Source organism: Salipaludibacillus sp. CUR1, from assembly GCF_021028955.1.
Lineage (GTDB): Bacteria > Bacillota > Bacilli > Bacillales > Salisediminibacteriaceae > Salipaludibacillus.
The window spans coordinates 152,226-166,777 of record NZ_JAIWPE010000057.1 but is presented as its reverse complement, the minus strand read 5'-3'; the positions used below and the strand labels follow the sequence as shown (position 1 = coordinate 166,777).

The window sequence follows — 14,552 nt, the reverse complement described above, 5'->3', positions numbered from 1 at the left end:
TACCTATATCCGGTCGTTTGTGTTAACTTCTGTTTCGCGTGAGCCGATATAGCTAATAGATGGATAGCCTCTGCAGAAATTCGCAGAGGTTTCAAACTATAGAAATGACAACAGAATACAGGATAAGGAGTGGTGGTAGGTGCGTTTATCAGGATTTGCCACAGGTATGGATATTAATCAGATGGTTCAGGATTTAATGCGGGCCGAGAGGATGCCGATGGACCGGATGAAGCAGGATCAGCAGCAGATTGAATGGAAAATGGAACAGTTCCGTGAGATTAACTTAAAGCTGGATACATTCCGGACAAATATTTTCGATACGATTCTCCGCCGGTCGAATATGACAGCGAAAAAGGCGTCGAGTACGAACGACCAGCTCGTCAGCGCCACAGCTGCAGCGACGGCAAGCGGGGCATCATTCAGAGTCAGCGAAGTCAGGCAGCTCGCCTCAGCGGCATCCAACGCCAGTGCCGATCCCATCTCGGATGGCAGCAAAATCGATCCGGCAAAGCCGCTGAAAGACCAGAACTTCGCAGAAGGAAGCTTCTGGCAAACTGGAATTGTGAACAGACAGGTAATCACCGTTGACCAGAAACACACTAACATCGATCTGAACCAGGAGTTAGGCAACCCGGATTCAGTCGTTGTTAAAGTAAACGGCGTCTCCTATAAAGTTGTGGAAGAATTCGGCGAAGGGAACATCCGGGCGACACAGGTCATGATTGACAAAGAAAACGGACAGCTCGTGTTCGGAAAAGAACTGGCCGCCAAAGCAAAGGTAGAAGTGACTGCCTTTACAGAAGATGAAAACGGCCCCGATCAATTCGCATCGTCCAGCATCACCACCTTTAACGCCAATGGGGAAGCCGTCACCGAGACGTTCATGATCACAGGCAACCAGACGTTGAACCAAGTTATCGCCGACATGAACAAATCCGCTGCCGGCATTAACGTCTTTTATGACAACTTTTCGGATAAAATCGCGGTGAGCCGCACGTCTACAGGACAGTTCAGACCGGAGGGGGAAGAGCGTGAACTCGTATTTCAGGGAGCTTTCTTTACTGAGGCGCTTCAACTCGGGTCCGCCCCGGAACGCGGGGGCACGAACGCTGAATTTACGGTCAACGGGCTGACCACACACCGCCACTCCAATACGTTTACGATGAATGGCGTCACCATGACCCTTCAAGGGACCTTTCTGGAAGGTGAAAACTCTGTCACGATCGGCGCTTCAACAGATACAGATAAAATTATGGATACGATTAAAGGGTTTGTAGAGGAATATAATGAGCTTGTCGATCTCGTTAATGAAAAGCTTGGCCAGGAGTTTTACCGGGACTACCGTCCGCTGACCGACGACCAGAAGGATGCGATGACTGACCGCGAAATTGAAAGGTGGGAAGAGCGGGCGATGAGCGGGCTGCTCAGGAATGACCGCACGCTCAGGAGCGGCTTTAACACGTTCAGAATGGACATGTATACACCGGTCAACACTGGGGCAGACGCGCCGTTTAACCAGCTTGCGCAAATTGGCATTTCAACGACGAGTAATTACCGTGACGGCGGGAAGCTTGAAATTAATGAAGATAAACTGCGGAAGGCGATTGATACAGACGCAGAAGCCGTCTTCCAGCTTTTTGCCGGAGACGGGCCGACTCAGGCCGATAAAGGTGTGGCGCGCCGGGTTCGTGAGAGTGCTAATGGATTAATTGACCAGGTTTCCAGGAGAGCCGGCGGCCTCAGAGGGCGGAACCTTAATCATCAGTTTGCCCTCGGACGTGAACTGAACAGCCTGGATGACAAAATTTCCAATTTTGAACGGCGGATGCAGCAGGTGGAACAGCGTTACTGGGCCCAGTTCACTGCGATGGAAAAAGCGGTCGCAAAAGCCAACTCCCAGGCCGAATCATTGTTTGCCTCATTATACGGCGGGATGTAGCATGGACGTTTACACATTCTAAATAAGGTGAATAAAAGCTTTAAGAAAGCAAAGCGGCGGCTTTGCTTTTTACATAACTCATGTTTTGCTGACAAAGGGCTGAGACTTCCGCCAGGAATAAATATTTTCTTAAAAAGGAGGGGACGGTATGGCAGTGTTGAAAGAGCTGCATGGCATCACTAAAGAGCTTCACGATCATCTGGATCAGCCTCTTCCTGAAGACGAGGGACGGGAAGAGTATATCGAAGCAATTGAATCTTATCTTGGCAGGCGCCAGATGCTGATGACGGAACTGACGAGGCCTGACAATGAAACGGATGAGCGTCTTGCGACTGAACTCATTGAGATGAACAAACAGATTAACTCGCGTATGAACGCGATCCAGGGAAAGATACGGATGGATATCAGCCAGTTGAAGAAGCGGAAAAGCACGGGTAAAAAATATGAATCCCCTTATGATGGACCGACTGCCGATGGTGTGTTCTTCGATTCGAAAAAGTAGAGTCGTCCCTCTCCTATTCTATAGGTGACAACGTGATTTTTCCCCGAAAAAGTGAAAGCTTCGGCGGGAGTTGCCGATAGTAAATAGGAAAGGCCAAGAGTAGGAGTTGATGCACATGGAAGTGAGATCAATGGGCTCGATGTCGGTGAGTGATTTGTTTCAGCAGGTGAAGGCTGAGCGGGGGCCGGTGCAGGCGCGTGAGAGCGGCGAGGCACAGGGAAGTGTGGATACGTCGTCGCGTCTGGCTGAGCATGAGTCCCGGGTGAAGGGGCGCGAGTGGTCGCTAGAGGAGCTGGATCAGGCGGTGGAGGCGATGAATGATTTAGGGATGTTCCGTTCGACGTCGCTTCAGTTTGAGCAGCATGAGGTGCTGAACCGGACTATGGTGAAGGTGGTTGACCGTTCGACAGAGGAGGTTGTGAAAGAGATTCCGCCTGAGGAGTTTCTGGATATGATTTCGTCGATGCTTGAGTTTGCCGGCATTATTATTGATGAAAAAGTTTAAGGTGATGGTTAAGCTGAAGGAACTCGTTTTTACGGGTTCTTTTTGCTTTTTCGGTTAAAAAGATGGCGGGGGATGCCGATAAAGTGGATAGGTGAGTGAGTCAGCCGGTTCTTATACAAACGGCTGTTATTTAATATGGAAGTGTTTTATTGTAAAGTCTCTGAAAAAGGTGATGGTGATTTTAAATCAGGGGTTGATTGCAGTGAGCGTTATGAAGCGAAAATCAGCCGCAAAGTTTAATGGAGCCATTTGTAAAAGAATGTTGTGTGTGAATTTATGGGGCGGCTTAAGGGTCGGCTCAGCTGAGCACATTGAAGGGGTGTCGATGATATGGCGGTTAATAATCCTTACGCGAAGTACAAGCAGTCTTCAGTAGAGACGAAATCAGCGGGCGAGCTGACGCTTATGCTCTATGAAGGGTGCCTGAAGTTTATTAAACGGGCAGAAAAGGCAATTACAGAGAACAACATTGAGGAAAAGAATACAAATTTAATCAAATCGCAAAACATTATCCGCGAGCTGATGGTGACGCTGAATACAGACGTGGCTGTGAGCGGGAATATGATGCAGATGTACGATTTTATTTTGTCAAAGCTCGTTGAGGCGAATACGGGCAACGATGTGGAAGCGCTGAAGCAGGCGGAAACGTTTGTGGCGGACTTCCGCGATACATGGAAAGAAGTGATTAAACTGGACCGGCAGCAGCGTCACGGAAGCGCCGGAGGGAATACAGGAAGCGGCACGCCTGCTTCGGCTCCAGTTTCGGGAAGTAACGGGGGCGCGGTGACTGCCGGAGCTTCCGGAAGAGGAGCAGCAAAAGGGGCATCAGGGAATCCGTATGCCCAGGCTAAACAAGGCCTGACAGCCGCAGGCGGCGGTCAGAGAAGTTTCCGGAAATAAGAGTAATTAAAATTAGAAGTCTTTGAGGAACGTTTGCGACAGCCGTGAGGCCGCCGCAAACGTTTTTTATGAGGTGGGGGATGGGGATTACTGGTTTGGAAATTACTGGGGGGTCTGACCCCTTTTGTCGAAGGCTGGTGGTAGGGGGGCGGGGGATAAGCGGATGAGGGTGCTGAGATGCTGTCGGCGGGGTGTGATGGCGGGCGGAGCGGGGTGTGATGGCGGGTGCGTATTTTGTCGAAAATTGTTATACGGTAGAGTTGCGGTTTTATACGGTAGAGTGGACGATCTATACGGTAGAGTTAGGAGTTTATACGGTAGAGTTACTCATCTATAAGGTAGAGTTACCGATCTATACGGTAGAGTTCCATATTTTTATGGTAGTATCCAAGATTTATTAGGTAGAGTTCCCCTGATCATACCGCTGAATCCTATTTTATAAGCTAAAATCCCTCAATTATACCGCTAAATTCCGCATTCATTCGATAGAAACCCCCACTAAGCATCAGAATCCCCAGTTATACAGCAAATCCCCCTTGTGGAACAGCCAATCCCCCACCTATAAAGCCAACTCCCCCTTGTTGAACAGCAAAATCCCCAGTTATATAGCTAATCCTCCCAGCTACCCAGCAAAATTCCTCAGCTACCCAGCCAGCCCCCCCCTGTTATACAGCAAAACCCCCGCCGTATGCAGCTATCCTCTCTGTTATATAGCCGATCCCCCCTTATACAGGCCTCCCATTCCAGCTGAGCCCCCCGCCCCCTATAATACCGCCACACTCCCCATTTATAAGCACAAACTCCCCGGGTTGCTGCTTTCCTGGAGGGCCGTTAGCCTGATTACCTGCTGTTCACCCTCCTCTTCTCCTTGAAACTTTGTTAGAATAGACATCAATTAGCAAATTTGGAGGTGCAGGCTATTTCAACTCAATTAACTGAGGCTCAGCAGACGTTTTTAAAAAATTACAAGGAGCTTCTCACGGAAGTAGAAAGTGCCATTAATTATGTGAGTGAATGTTATATAAAGAATGATCATGATATTGGGGACAGGCTGTTAAAAAGTGTGATGCAGGGGCTGATCCCTTATAATGAAGAAAACCTGACGATTCAGTCGATTTTTCAGAAAGATGCCGAAGCGATTGAGGCGCTGAATCTCTTTCAGGAGGCGGCTCTTCAGGCTGAAAAAGTAGAAGAAGTCTTTCCTCATGAGCAGGAGCGGATGGTTTTTTTACATGAAACGCTGCTGCCGCGAAAAAGAAATTGGACGAAAATTATTGATAAATACATCATGATTCATTAGAAAAGGGGAGAAGCTATGCCGATGATCGATATGCCGATTAATGAGCTTAAAAATTATCAGGGAACAAACCCGCGTCCCGTTGATTTTAATGAGTATTGGGACCGTGCCCTTAAAGAAATGAACACGGTGGATCCGAAAATTGAACTCATGCCGTCCACTTTTCAGGTTGGGATCGCTGACTGTTATGATATGTACTTTACCGGCGTCAGGGGAGCGAGGATTCATGTAAAAGTCCTCATGCCGAAATCCGGCCAGGCTCCTTACCCAAATAGTACCCGAGATAACGGCAGCACAGCTGACACAGGCAGCAGTTCTGAGGAGGCCGCCGAAAACGCCGATCATCCCCCAAAGCAAAATCCGGCTATTCTCATGTTCCACGGGTACAGTATGAATGCTGGCGACTGGAGTGATAAGCTTCATTACGCGGCTCTTGGCTATACGGTGTTTGCTATGGATGTGCGCGGTCAGGGCGGACAGTCTGAAGATGTCGGCGGGGTGAAGGGGAATACCCTTCAGGGACATGTGACCCGCGGGCTCGACGACCATGCGGATAATCTCTTTTACCGGCAGGTTTTTCTGGACACTGCGCAGCTGGCAAAAATCGTCATGAACAGGCCCGATATTAATGAAAATGAAGTGATGGCAACAGGCTGGTCTCAGGGCGGAGGGCTGGCTCTCGTTTGTGCCGCTCTGGAGCCGCGGATCAAAAAAGCAGCTGCGGTTTATCCGTTTCTAAGCGACTACAAGCGCGTGTGGAAACTGGATCTGGCGGTTGATGCCTATCAGGATCTCAGGCGTTATTTCCGCAGATTTGACCCGCAGCATAAACGGCGGCATGAGGTATTTACTAAACTAGGGTATATCGATATTCAGCATCTGGCGTCGAGAATCAAAGCAGAGTTTTTAATGGGCGTCGGGCTTATGGACGAAATCTGCCCGCCTTCTTCACAGTTCGCAGCCTATAATAAGATTACGTCACCGAAGCGGCTTGAACTGTTTCCGGACTTCGAGCATGAAAATCTCCCGGGGCTTGATGATATCATTTTGCAGTACTTCCTTGAAAAATAATTGCCGGGAAAAAATAAAACCCCCCCGCCTGTACAAAGGGGTAAAGACAGGCGGGGGGCTTTTTATATCGAATTTAACTGGTTAGCTTGTGTATAGCTTCAGTATGGCCGTCACGCAGTTTTTTATACGTCAGAAACTTATTTTTCTTTCAGAACTGCGGCACTTAACGGCTCAAGTTCAAGGCTTAGAACACGGTTTTCAACTTCATAGGAGCCGGTGCCGTAAAGGTTGCGGAACTTGCCCGGTTCCATGTCGCTGATTTCGACCTTCTGTTTCGTGTCACCGCTGTTCATCACAATGATGAACCGGTCGTTTTCGTCAGTACGTTCAAAGGCAATGTATTTATTATCTTTTTCAGCGGATAAAAATTTAAATGTGCCGTCTTTCAAGGCAGGGTGGTCTTTACGCAGCTGAATGATATTTTTATAAAACTCAAACAGCTGGCGGTCCTGGTATTCTTCTTCCCAGATCATCGGCTTTCTGCAGCCAGGGTCTCCGCCGCCGGTCATGCCGATTTCGTCTCCATAATAAATACACGGGGCGCCCATGTATGTGAGCTGGAAAAGGGCAGCGAGTTTCATACGGTCTTTATTGCCTTCAGCGATATGGAGAAGCCTTGGTGTATCATGCGAATCCAGCAGATTAAACGCCACTTCGTTCGCTTGTTTCGGATAAGCGATTTGCATAGCATCCAGACGCCCCATAAACGATTCAGCATCAATCTCGTCTTTTACAAAAAAGTCGAGAATACTGTTTGTAACCGGATAGTTCATGACCGCATCGAACTGATCGCCCTGAAGCCAGGCCATCGAGTTGTGCCAGATTTCACCGAGAATGTACGCGTCCGGGTTTGCGGCTTTCACTGTGTCACGGAAGTCGCGCCAGAAACGATGGTCAACTTCGTTCGCAACATCAAGGCGCCAGCCGTCGACCCCGATTTCTTCGACCCAGTAGCGCGCCACCTTTAATAAGTAAGCTCTCACTTCCCGGTTCTCCGTATTCAGCTTAGGCATTTCAGGCACAAAACCAAAGGTGTCGTAATTAAGCGGGTCGGTTGAAACAGGAAACTCTTTAATATGGAACCAGTCTTTAAAGCGGGACTTCTCTCCGTTTATTAACACGTCCTGGAACGGCGGGAAGTAATACCCTGAATGGTTAAACACGGCATCAAGCATCACACGGATTCCTTTTTTGTGGGCTTCATCGACTAACTTTTTCGCTGTCTTATTGTCGCCGAACTGCGGATCAACCTTCAAGTAGTCGATCGTGTCATATTTATGGTTGGAAAAGGCTTCGAAAAACGGTGTAAAGTAAATGCACGTAATACCGAGTTCCTGCAGATAATCAAGGTTATCGATGACGCCCTGGAGGTCGCCCCCAAAGAAATTATCACGGGTAGGCACCGACTCGTGTGTCCAGGCTTGTGTATTTTCCGGGTTTAGCGAAGGGTCTCCGTTTGCAAACCGTTCAGGGAAAATCTGATAAAAAACAGCGTTCTTAACCCACTCAGGAGGGGTGTGCACATCGATTGCATTTAAAAACGGAAACTCAAACATCCCGGACGGGGACCATAGCATCCCAACGCCGGATGAACTGAGGCTGTCTTCCGTAAAACCGACTTCATTCCAGAACACCGTGCGGTCGCCTTTTTCAAATTTAAACGCGTAAGCAAAGCGCCGGAACGGAGGCTTAATAGCGACCTGGTAGTAATCAAACAGGCTGTCCTTTGCGAACACTTCCATCTCTGTCGTTGTAATTTTGTCAGGGACAAAGTCATATTTGTCGCCCCAAACGACTGAGACGCGGTCCATATCGTTCCGTTTCGTACGCACGCGGATATGCAGTGTTTCTTCATCATAGGCATAGGCATATTGTGATTTTGGCTGGTGGTAAATGGCTTCTAGTAACATAATTTTCCTCCTTAAGGGAGCAGGTCCCGGTTGATGTGTTTGTGACATAATTACCATTTGAAACTCGTTTCAAACATCGATAGAATGAATGGCATAACACGTTGATTGTTATGGGGAAAAATTTAGTGCAATCGTTTGCGCTAACGTGTATAAAAAAAGAACTTATATTTACGCACATTATAGCATTCACGTGAAAGCGTGTCCAATTAAGATGTGACAAAAAGGAGAAGATATTCATGAAAGATATTCTGCTGCTGGAACCTGTTTTAAAGGAAAAAGTCTGGGGAGGCAAGAAGCTGAAAGAGCTGTTCGGCTATCCGATACCAAGTGATCAGACAGGCGAATGCTGGGGCATTTCCGGTCATGTAAACGGGACGAATAAGGTGGTTAACGGACCGTTTGAAGGAAAAACCGTGCGCCAGTTATGGGAAGAAAACAGGGAGCTTTTTGCTGAAGAGGAGGGGGAGGAATTTCCGCTTCTCGTCAAAATAATTGATGCCCAGGATGATTTGTCTGTTCAGGTTCATCCTGATGATAAGTACGCGAAAGAGCATGAAGGCTATGAGTTCGGGAAAACTGAATGCTGGTACATCCTGGACAGCGAACCGGGTGCTGAACTTGTAGTTGGGCATAATGCAGAGTCGAGAGATGAACTGAAAGAAATGGTAGATGAGGAAAAATGGGAGGAACTTTTCCGGCGGGTCCCTGTCCAGCAGGGAGATTTTGTGTATGTGCCGAGCGGAACGGTCCATGCCATAGGGAAAGGTATTCTGCTTCTTGAAGTCCAGCAAAGTTCCGATATCACGTACCGGTTTTATGACTATAACCGCCCGGGGCAGGATGGAAAACTCAGGGAGCTTCATATTGAAGAGTCCATTGCCTGCTCAATGGTACCGCACGAGGATCCGGCGCTTGACCGGCCTTCCTGGGAAGAGGACGGCCTGAAAGTGGAAAGGCTGATAAAGGAAGATTATTTCACTGTGCATAAATGGTCGCTGAAGAAGCAGGGAGACACTTTAAAACGGCTAAACTCTTCTTACCAGTTAGTGAGCGTCATTGAAGGCTCAGCGAAGGTGCAGACGGAAGAAGCCGTGCATTTAGTCAAGCAGGGAGACCACTTTATCATTCCTTCTACGGTGGACAGTTATGAAATCAGCGGAGATGTCACTATCATTGTGTCAGAATCCACAAAATAGATTTATCGTGAAGAATACCAAGTGGAGGAAGCTGCAGGTCAACCGAAAGTAGTATATAAAATACAGGGGACGGCCATTTTATGCCGCCTTTGTTAGTGAAGGTTTGATAATTTTTTAAAACTTATATTAAAAGGCTTCTGCCAGGACTTGGCGGAAGCCTTTCTATTTGACGGATTCGTCGTGATCCTGGCAGAACTAAAACTTAAAAGGAAGCGGTAAAATTAATTTCCGATTTTTTCTATTTATACTGCAATGACTGCCGGTCAAGGATGGATCTGAGAAGAACATCATCTGAATTCATATTTTCAATGTGCCTGATCTCCAGATTAACTTTCAGTGCCTGCAGGCCATCGCTAATATGCCTTATTTGTTCATCCTGCTCAAAAAGCTGTTCGTGTATTTCATCCAGGTCGTCCTGTTTAGCCATTTTCGCCTCGATTTTTGCGAGCCGGTGTAAAATGACTTTTAATAAATCTTCTTCTTTCATACTCTGTCCTCCTGTTAACATATTAGCAGCTTCTTAAGTGGAAGAAGTCTGGGCAGCTGCCGCTGTATGTAAGTTCGTATGAACTTGTGGATCGGCAGGCTGTGCGCCGTCAGGAAGGACTGAAGCTGAGGCCGGGGGCTGTTGCTCAGGGTGATTGCTTTCTGAAGACCTGTCAGCTGTTTGTGAAGATTGTTGGGGCGCTTGGGGGATATGAACCTGGTTTACGCTGTGCTGCTGGTCAGCCCGCTTCATCTGAAGGAACGTCACATTTTCGGCAACGATATCAGGGATTGTCATTCGCTTTTGCTGCTCGTGTTCCACCGTTCTCATTTGCAGCCTGCCGTTGACAGATATTAACGAGCCTTTTGTACAATAGTCGGCAACGCGTTCGGCCATTTTATTCCAGGAAATGAGCTGAATAAAATCTGTATCATACTGTCCTTGTTGATTTTTAAAGGATCTTCTGACGGCCAAAGTAAATCTCGTAAAAGAGATACCGTCTCTGGTTGTTTGGAGCTGCGGATCTCTTGCCACTCTGCCGATAAGAGTAAACTGGTTTAGCATGTGTATGTCTCTCCTTTTTAAAAACAATGGTTTGTTAGAAATGAACTGATGTGGAAAATATGCTGCGCGGATAAATGACGAACGGGTTAAAGGGTGAGGATTATTCTGAATTCCGGTCTGCAGTGAATCAGTGGGGGGAAGTTCAGGGAGCATTACTGAAGACCTTTGTCCGCCTCTGCAGCGACCAAGGGATTACTGAGTTGATGAGTGGGTGAAAAACGCCATACGTTCATAGTTGATGTGGTGAAGAGGCATTCCTCCTTTGGAGCAGGAAATTAAAAAAGGGGGAGGAGAGCGGGCTCGCTATTCCATAATTGCTCTCTCTGTTTTGATTGTGACGTTCAACATTACTGCAGACTTGTCTTTCTAAATAGGTGTTGGAAAAGAATCATATGCCGACAAGAAGAAATCTACTCCTGGATGAGAGGAGGAATGTTGAACACCGGGCCAAGACAGTGAAGCCGGCTGATCCGGTAAGAGGTTAAATATATTATTAAGGTAAGCTGCCAATTTCAGAATATGTAAGGCAACCTGCCTAATAATCAGGGGCGAGAACTTGTGAAAAGTAAGTATAAAGTTACGTGTGATTGCAAACTATGTTGCTATAAGTCGTATTTTATTGGAGGAAGTTATCCTGAACAATAGGTAATTATACCTAAAAAGTGACAAAAACAGCTATATTTTTCCTTAAATGGTTTTTTGATATAATTAACATTCTTATAGGATTAAATTAATTAATAAAGCGCTATCATGCTTGTGGCCCATAGTTTGCGAAATTTGTCAAAATAATCAGCCAAAAACTGTTTGACGAACTGGAAATCGATTGTTATATTGAAGTTGTGGGGATGCCCACAGATTTTTTAACGAAGGGATTGTGTTAAAAAAATGCAAGGAAAAGTAAAATGGTTTAATGCAGAAAAAGGTTTTGGATTTATTGAGCGAGAAGACGGAGACGATGTATTTGTACATTACTCTGCTATCGATCAGGAAGGATTCAAAACTCTTGATGAAGGTCAGGATGTAGAATTCGAAATTGTTGAAGGAGCTCGTGGCCCTCAAGCTGCTAACGTTACAAAAGTTTAATTCGCATCCCTGAGTTACTAATTTATTCATAAAGCCCCAAAAATGAAAGGTGCAGCCGGTCATTGAGTACGGGCTGAATATATGGTTTAGGGAATTTAGAGCGAACAATAGCCCGTTTTCCATCCGGAAAGCGGGTTTTTCCTTCACTAGAGCAGGTATTGGCTTAGAGGATGTATTATATGGAGATTTTTTACAAAAGCTAAGAGTAAAGCTCTGTTTCCACGTGACGTTTTACTGTCATTCGACAGAACAAAGTAAAAACGACATTTTTTGATAAAAAACGTAAAGTTTATTTAAGTTTTAGAAGGAATATGAACAGGGTATGAAGAAGATTACATACATAACCGAAAGGAGGAGTTTGCTAATGAATTTTAATATTCGTGGCGAAAACCTGGAAATTACTCCATCATTAAAGGACTATGTTGAAAAGAAGGTAGGCAAACTTGAGAAATACTTTGATACGACGCCTTCTTCCGATGTACACGTAAAAATGAGCATTTTAAACAATGAACAAAAAGTGGAAATTACGATTCCGATGCCTAAACTTCTGCTCCGGGCGGAAGAGAAACATACTGACATGTATGCAGCGATCGATCTTGTGATCGAGAAGCTGGAGCGTCAGATCAGAAAACACAAAACAAAAGTAAACCGCAAATTCCGCGGAGATGACAGCTTAAAGTATATGTTTAAAAACGAGCTGGAGCCGCTGGCTGAAGAAGATATACCTGCGGAAGACGACGATATCGATATTGTCCGTACAAAGCGTTTTGACCTGAAGCCTATGGATGCTGAAGAAGCTGTGCTGCAAATGGATATGCTAGGGCACAATTTCTTCGTATTCTCCAACTCAGTAAGCGGGTTTACGAACGTTGTTTATAAACGTAAAGACGGCCGTTACGGCTTGATCGAACCGGAATAAACCTGAATATACGTGATTAAAATTAACGCCGACCGGCTGGATGCCGGTCGGCGTTTTTTTAGAGTGTCGGGAGTTGGAAGGAATTGGGGGGACAGACCCCCCAGCAGTTTCCAATTATTTTTTAACTATGCTTACCCGGCCGGTTTCACCGGTCTTTGTTACTCCTTCTTTTTCAATAACTACTTTTTGAGTGTCGCTTAAGTTTGTGAAAACGACTGGTGTGATCACAGAAGGGGCTTTTTTACTGATTGCTTCAAGGTCAAAGGTGAGAAGCTCCTGGCCGACAGAGACGCTGTCCCCTTGTTCCACATGGGCTTCGAAGCCTTCCCCTTTCAGGTTTACAGTGTCAATTCCCACGTGAATTAATATTTCTGTTCCATCTTCTGCTTCAAGGCCGATGGCGTGTTTTGTGGTGAATAAGTTGACAACTTTCCCGTCAACAGGTGATACAACGCGCCCTTCAGAAGGCTCGATCGCAAAACCGTCGCCCATCATTTTTTCCGCAAACATCTTGTCCGGTACTTCAGAAAGAGGCTTAATGTCGCCATTTAACGGCATAGCTACAGCTGTATCGCTTTCTACAGGACCAGCAGGTTCTACGCCTGCAGCACTTTCATTCTCAGGCTCCGGTGCCTGTCCGTTAATAATATCTTCCATCTGTCCTTTAATTGTTTCGGAGCGAGGCCCGAAAATAGCCTGAATGTTTTTGTCTATTTGCATAACCCCTGAAGCACCTAGTTCTTTCAGGCGGTCTTTGTCTACTTTGGATACGTCTTCTACACTGATTCTTAGACGTGTAATACACGCATCGAGGTAGTTAAGGTTCTCTTTCCCGCCGAAAGCTTTAAGCACTTCGTAAGGAAGCTCATTGTTGTTGCCGGCAGCTTTGGATTCTCCAGCTCCGCCGTTTCCATTCGCTTTTTCACGGCCCGGCGTCATAAGGTTGAACTTTGTAATTGCAAATCGGAACCCGAAGTAATAAATAACTGCAAAAACGAGTCCGACTGGAATGACGAGCCACCACTCTGTACGGTTTGGCAGGATTCCATAGAGGAAGAAGTCAATGACCCCGCCTGAGAATGTCATCCCGATTTGGACGTCGAGCAAATGCATTGTCATAAACGATAATCCTGCAAAAATAGTATGAACAGCAAACAGTAGTGGTGCAACGAATAAGAAACTGAATTCGATTGGTTCTGTAATACCAGTTAAGAAAGACGTTAATGCTGCAGACCCCATAATACCAGCTACAATTTTTTTCTGGTCAGGGCGTGCACAGTGATAGATCGCAAGCGCAGCAGCCGGAAGACCAAACATCATGAACGGGAATTTACCTGTCATAAAGGCACCCGCTGTCAGTTCGGCACCGTCACGAATCTGGTTAAAGAAGATTTGCTGGTCTCCGCGGATCACTTCTCCGGCGGCATTAGTATAAGTTCCGAATTCAAACCAGAAAGGCGAGTAGAAAATATGGTGAAGACCGAACGGAATCAGGGCACGCTCAATAACACCAAAAATAAATGTCGCAATTGTTCGGTTTGATTCTGTCATGAAATACGCAAGAGTGTTCAAGCCATCCTGGGCAAATGGCCAAACGAGATGCATAATTACACCGAGAATAATGGCTGAGGCAGCTGTTACGATTGGAACGAAACGCTTACCTGCAAAGAACCCGAGATATGAAGGTAATTCAATATTGTAAAACCGGTTATACATATAGGCCCCGAGCAGACCGGCTATAATACCGCCGAACACCCCGGTTTGCAAGGTTGGAATGCCAAGCACATTGGCGAGATCCGGACTGCCTGCTACAGCCTCAGAATCTATTCCGCCGATAACGCTCATCGTCACATTCATAATTAAATAACCAATAATAGCGGCAAGACCTGCGACCCCGTCACCTTTAGCAAGGCCGATAGCCACACCGACAGCAAAAAGCAAGGCTAAGTTAGCAAAGACAATTCCGCCGGCTTCCTGCATCATTTCAGCAATAAGGGCAATGATGTCGGATTCAAGGAATCCAAACCGGGCAATCATGTCCGGGTTTTGCATCGCGTCACCGAAAGCCAGAAGAATCCCGGCTGCCGGGAGCAGTGCGACAGGAAGCATAAGAGAACGACCGACTTTTTGCAGTGTTCCAAAAGAATTTTTTAACATAATCCCATCTCCTTAAAAAAAT

General features: G+C 46.5%; 13 protein-coding genes and 1 pseudogene. 10 read left to right on the top strand and 4 right to left on the bottom strand.

Annotated elements, in window-relative coordinates:
• The first annotated feature begins 139 nt into the window (after positions 1–139).
• The 7 genes and pseudogenes from fliD to K8O68_RS12105 all read left to right on the top strand — a co-directional run bounded on the left by fliD (position 140) and on the right by K8O68_RS12105 (position 6,214).
• Positions 140–1,939: a flagellar filament capping protein FliD gene (gene fliD, locus K8O68_RS12135; RefSeq protein WP_230897136.1), complete on the top strand. Its 1,800-nt coding sequence runs from the start codon at positions 140–142 to the stop codon at positions 1,937–1,939.
• A gap of 148 nt (positions 1,940–2,087) precedes the next feature.
• Positions 2,088–2,441, top strand: a complete 354-nt coding sequence (gene fliT, locus K8O68_RS12130; RefSeq protein ID WP_230897135.1) for a flagellar protein FliT — start codon at positions 2,088–2,090, stop codon at positions 2,439–2,441.
• A 187-nt stretch (positions 2,442–2,628) separates the two neighbouring features.
• Complete coding sequence (locus tag K8O68_RS12125) at positions 2,629–2,946, top strand: flagellar protein FlaG (protein ID WP_230897134.1); 318 nt, start codon at positions 2,629–2,631, stop codon at positions 2,944–2,946.
• Between the two features lie 330 nt (positions 2,947–3,276).
• A pseudogene (fliS, locus tag K8O68_RS12120) lies at positions 3,277–3,669 on the top strand (flagellar export chaperone FliS); the annotation flags it as partial.
• Positions 3,670–4,064: 395 nt separating this feature from the next.
• The gene (locus tag K8O68_RS12115) at positions 4,065–4,247 is read left to right on the top strand and encodes a hypothetical protein (RefSeq protein ID WP_230897133.1); all 183 of its coding nucleotides are present in this window, start codon (positions 4,065–4,067) and stop codon (positions 4,245–4,247) included.
• A 509-nt stretch (positions 4,248–4,756) separates the two neighbouring features.
• A complete protein-coding gene (locus K8O68_RS12110; RefSeq protein ID WP_230897132.1) occupies positions 4,757–5,146 on the top strand; it encodes a DUF8042 domain-containing protein in 390 nt (129 codons plus the stop codon).
• Positions 5,147–5,161: 15 nt separating this feature from the next.
• Complete coding sequence (locus K8O68_RS12105; RefSeq protein ID WP_230897131.1) at positions 5,162–6,214, top strand: alpha/beta fold hydrolase; 1,053 nt, start codon at positions 5,162–5,164, stop codon at positions 6,212–6,214.
• A 137-nt stretch (positions 6,215–6,351) separates the two neighbouring features.
• Here the strand turns inward: K8O68_RS12105 and K8O68_RS12100 are convergent, their stop codons facing one another.
• Positions 6,352–8,124, bottom strand: a complete 1,773-nt coding sequence (locus tag K8O68_RS12100) for an alpha-glycosidase (protein ID WP_230897130.1) — start codon at positions 8,122–8,124, stop codon at positions 6,352–6,354.
• 236 nt (positions 8,125–8,360) lie between these two features.
• On the opposite strand from K8O68_RS12100, the gene manA reads away from it, so the two are divergent.
• Positions 8,361–9,320 carry a mannose-6-phosphate isomerase, class I gene (gene manA, locus K8O68_RS12095; protein ID WP_230897129.1) on the top strand — a complete coding sequence of 320 codons (960 nt, stop codon included), beginning with the start codon at positions 8,361–8,363 and terminating at the stop codon, positions 9,318–9,320.
• Between the two features lie 238 nt (positions 9,321–9,558).
• On the opposite strand, the gene K8O68_RS12090 is transcribed toward manA, so the two are convergent.
• The gene (locus tag K8O68_RS12090) at positions 9,559–9,807 is read right to left on the bottom strand and encodes a hypothetical protein (RefSeq protein WP_230897128.1); all 249 of its coding nucleotides are present in this window, start codon (positions 9,805–9,807) and stop codon (positions 9,559–9,561) included.
• 33 nt (positions 9,808–9,840) lie between these two features.
• Positions 9,841–10,371, bottom strand: a complete 531-nt coding sequence (locus tag K8O68_RS12085) for a single-stranded DNA-binding protein (protein ID WP_230897127.1) — start codon at positions 10,369–10,371, stop codon at positions 9,841–9,843.
• A gap of 885 nt (positions 10,372–11,256) precedes the next feature.
• On the opposite strand from K8O68_RS12085, the gene K8O68_RS12080 reads away from it, so the two are divergent.
• Both K8O68_RS12080 and hpf read left to right on the top strand, forming a co-directional pair.
• Positions 11,257–11,454 (top strand): cold shock domain-containing protein, encoded by a 198-nt coding sequence (locus tag K8O68_RS12080; protein WP_093055443.1) that lies wholly within the window; start codon positions 11,257–11,259, stop codon positions 11,452–11,454.
• Between the two features lie 364 nt (positions 11,455–11,818).
• Positions 11,819–12,373: a ribosome hibernation-promoting factor, HPF/YfiA family gene (hpf, locus tag K8O68_RS12075; RefSeq protein ID WP_230897126.1), complete on the top strand. Its 555-nt coding sequence runs from the start codon at positions 11,819–11,821 to the stop codon at positions 12,371–12,373.
• 114 nt (positions 12,374–12,487) lie between these two features.
• Here hpf and ptsG read toward each other — a convergent pair whose 3' ends face one another.
• Entirely contained in the window at positions 12,488–14,530 is a 2,043-nt protein-coding gene (gene ptsG / locus K8O68_RS12070; protein WP_230897125.1) for a glucose-specific PTS transporter subunit IIBC, read from the bottom strand.
• Between the last annotated feature and the right edge of the window lie 22 nt (positions 14,531–14,552).

Bases quoted from the DNA above. Each gene is read 5' to 3' on its own strand.
- K8O68_RS12090 (WP_230897128.1), bottom strand. From the start codon at position 9,807: ATGAAAGAAGAAGATTTATTAAAAGTCATTTTACACCGGCTCGCAAAA.
- K8O68_RS12080 (WP_093055443.1), top strand. From the start codon at position 11,257: ATGCAAGGAAAAGTAAAATGGTTTAATGCAGAAAAAGGTTTTGGATTT.
- manA (WP_230897129.1), top strand. From the start codon at position 8,361: ATGAAAGATATTCTGCTGCTGGAACCTGTTTTAAAGGAAAAAGTCTGG.
- fliT (WP_230897135.1), top strand. From the start codon at position 2,088: ATGGCAGTGTTGAAAGAGCTGCATGGCATCACTAAAGAGCTTCACGAT.
- K8O68_RS12085 (WP_230897127.1), bottom strand. From the start codon at position 10,371: ATGCTAAACCAGTTTACTCTTATCGGCAGAGTGGCAAGAGATCCGCAG.
- K8O68_RS12115 (WP_230897133.1), top strand. From the start codon at position 4,065: ATGGCGGGTGCGTATTTTGTCGAAAATTGTTATACGGTAGAGTTGCGG.
- K8O68_RS12105 (WP_230897131.1), top strand. From the start codon at position 5,162: ATGCCGATGATCGATATGCCGATTAATGAGCTTAAAAATTATCAGGGA.
- ptsG (WP_230897125.1), bottom strand. From the start codon at position 14,530: ATGTTAAAAAATTCTTTTGGAACACTGCAAAAAGTCGGTCGTTCTCTT.
- hpf (WP_230897126.1), top strand. From the start codon at position 11,819: ATGAATTTTAATATTCGTGGCGAAAACCTGGAAATTACTCCATCATTA.
- K8O68_RS12100 (WP_230897130.1), bottom strand. From the start codon at position 8,124: ATGTTACTAGAAGCCATTTACCACCAGCCAAAATCACAATATGCCTAT.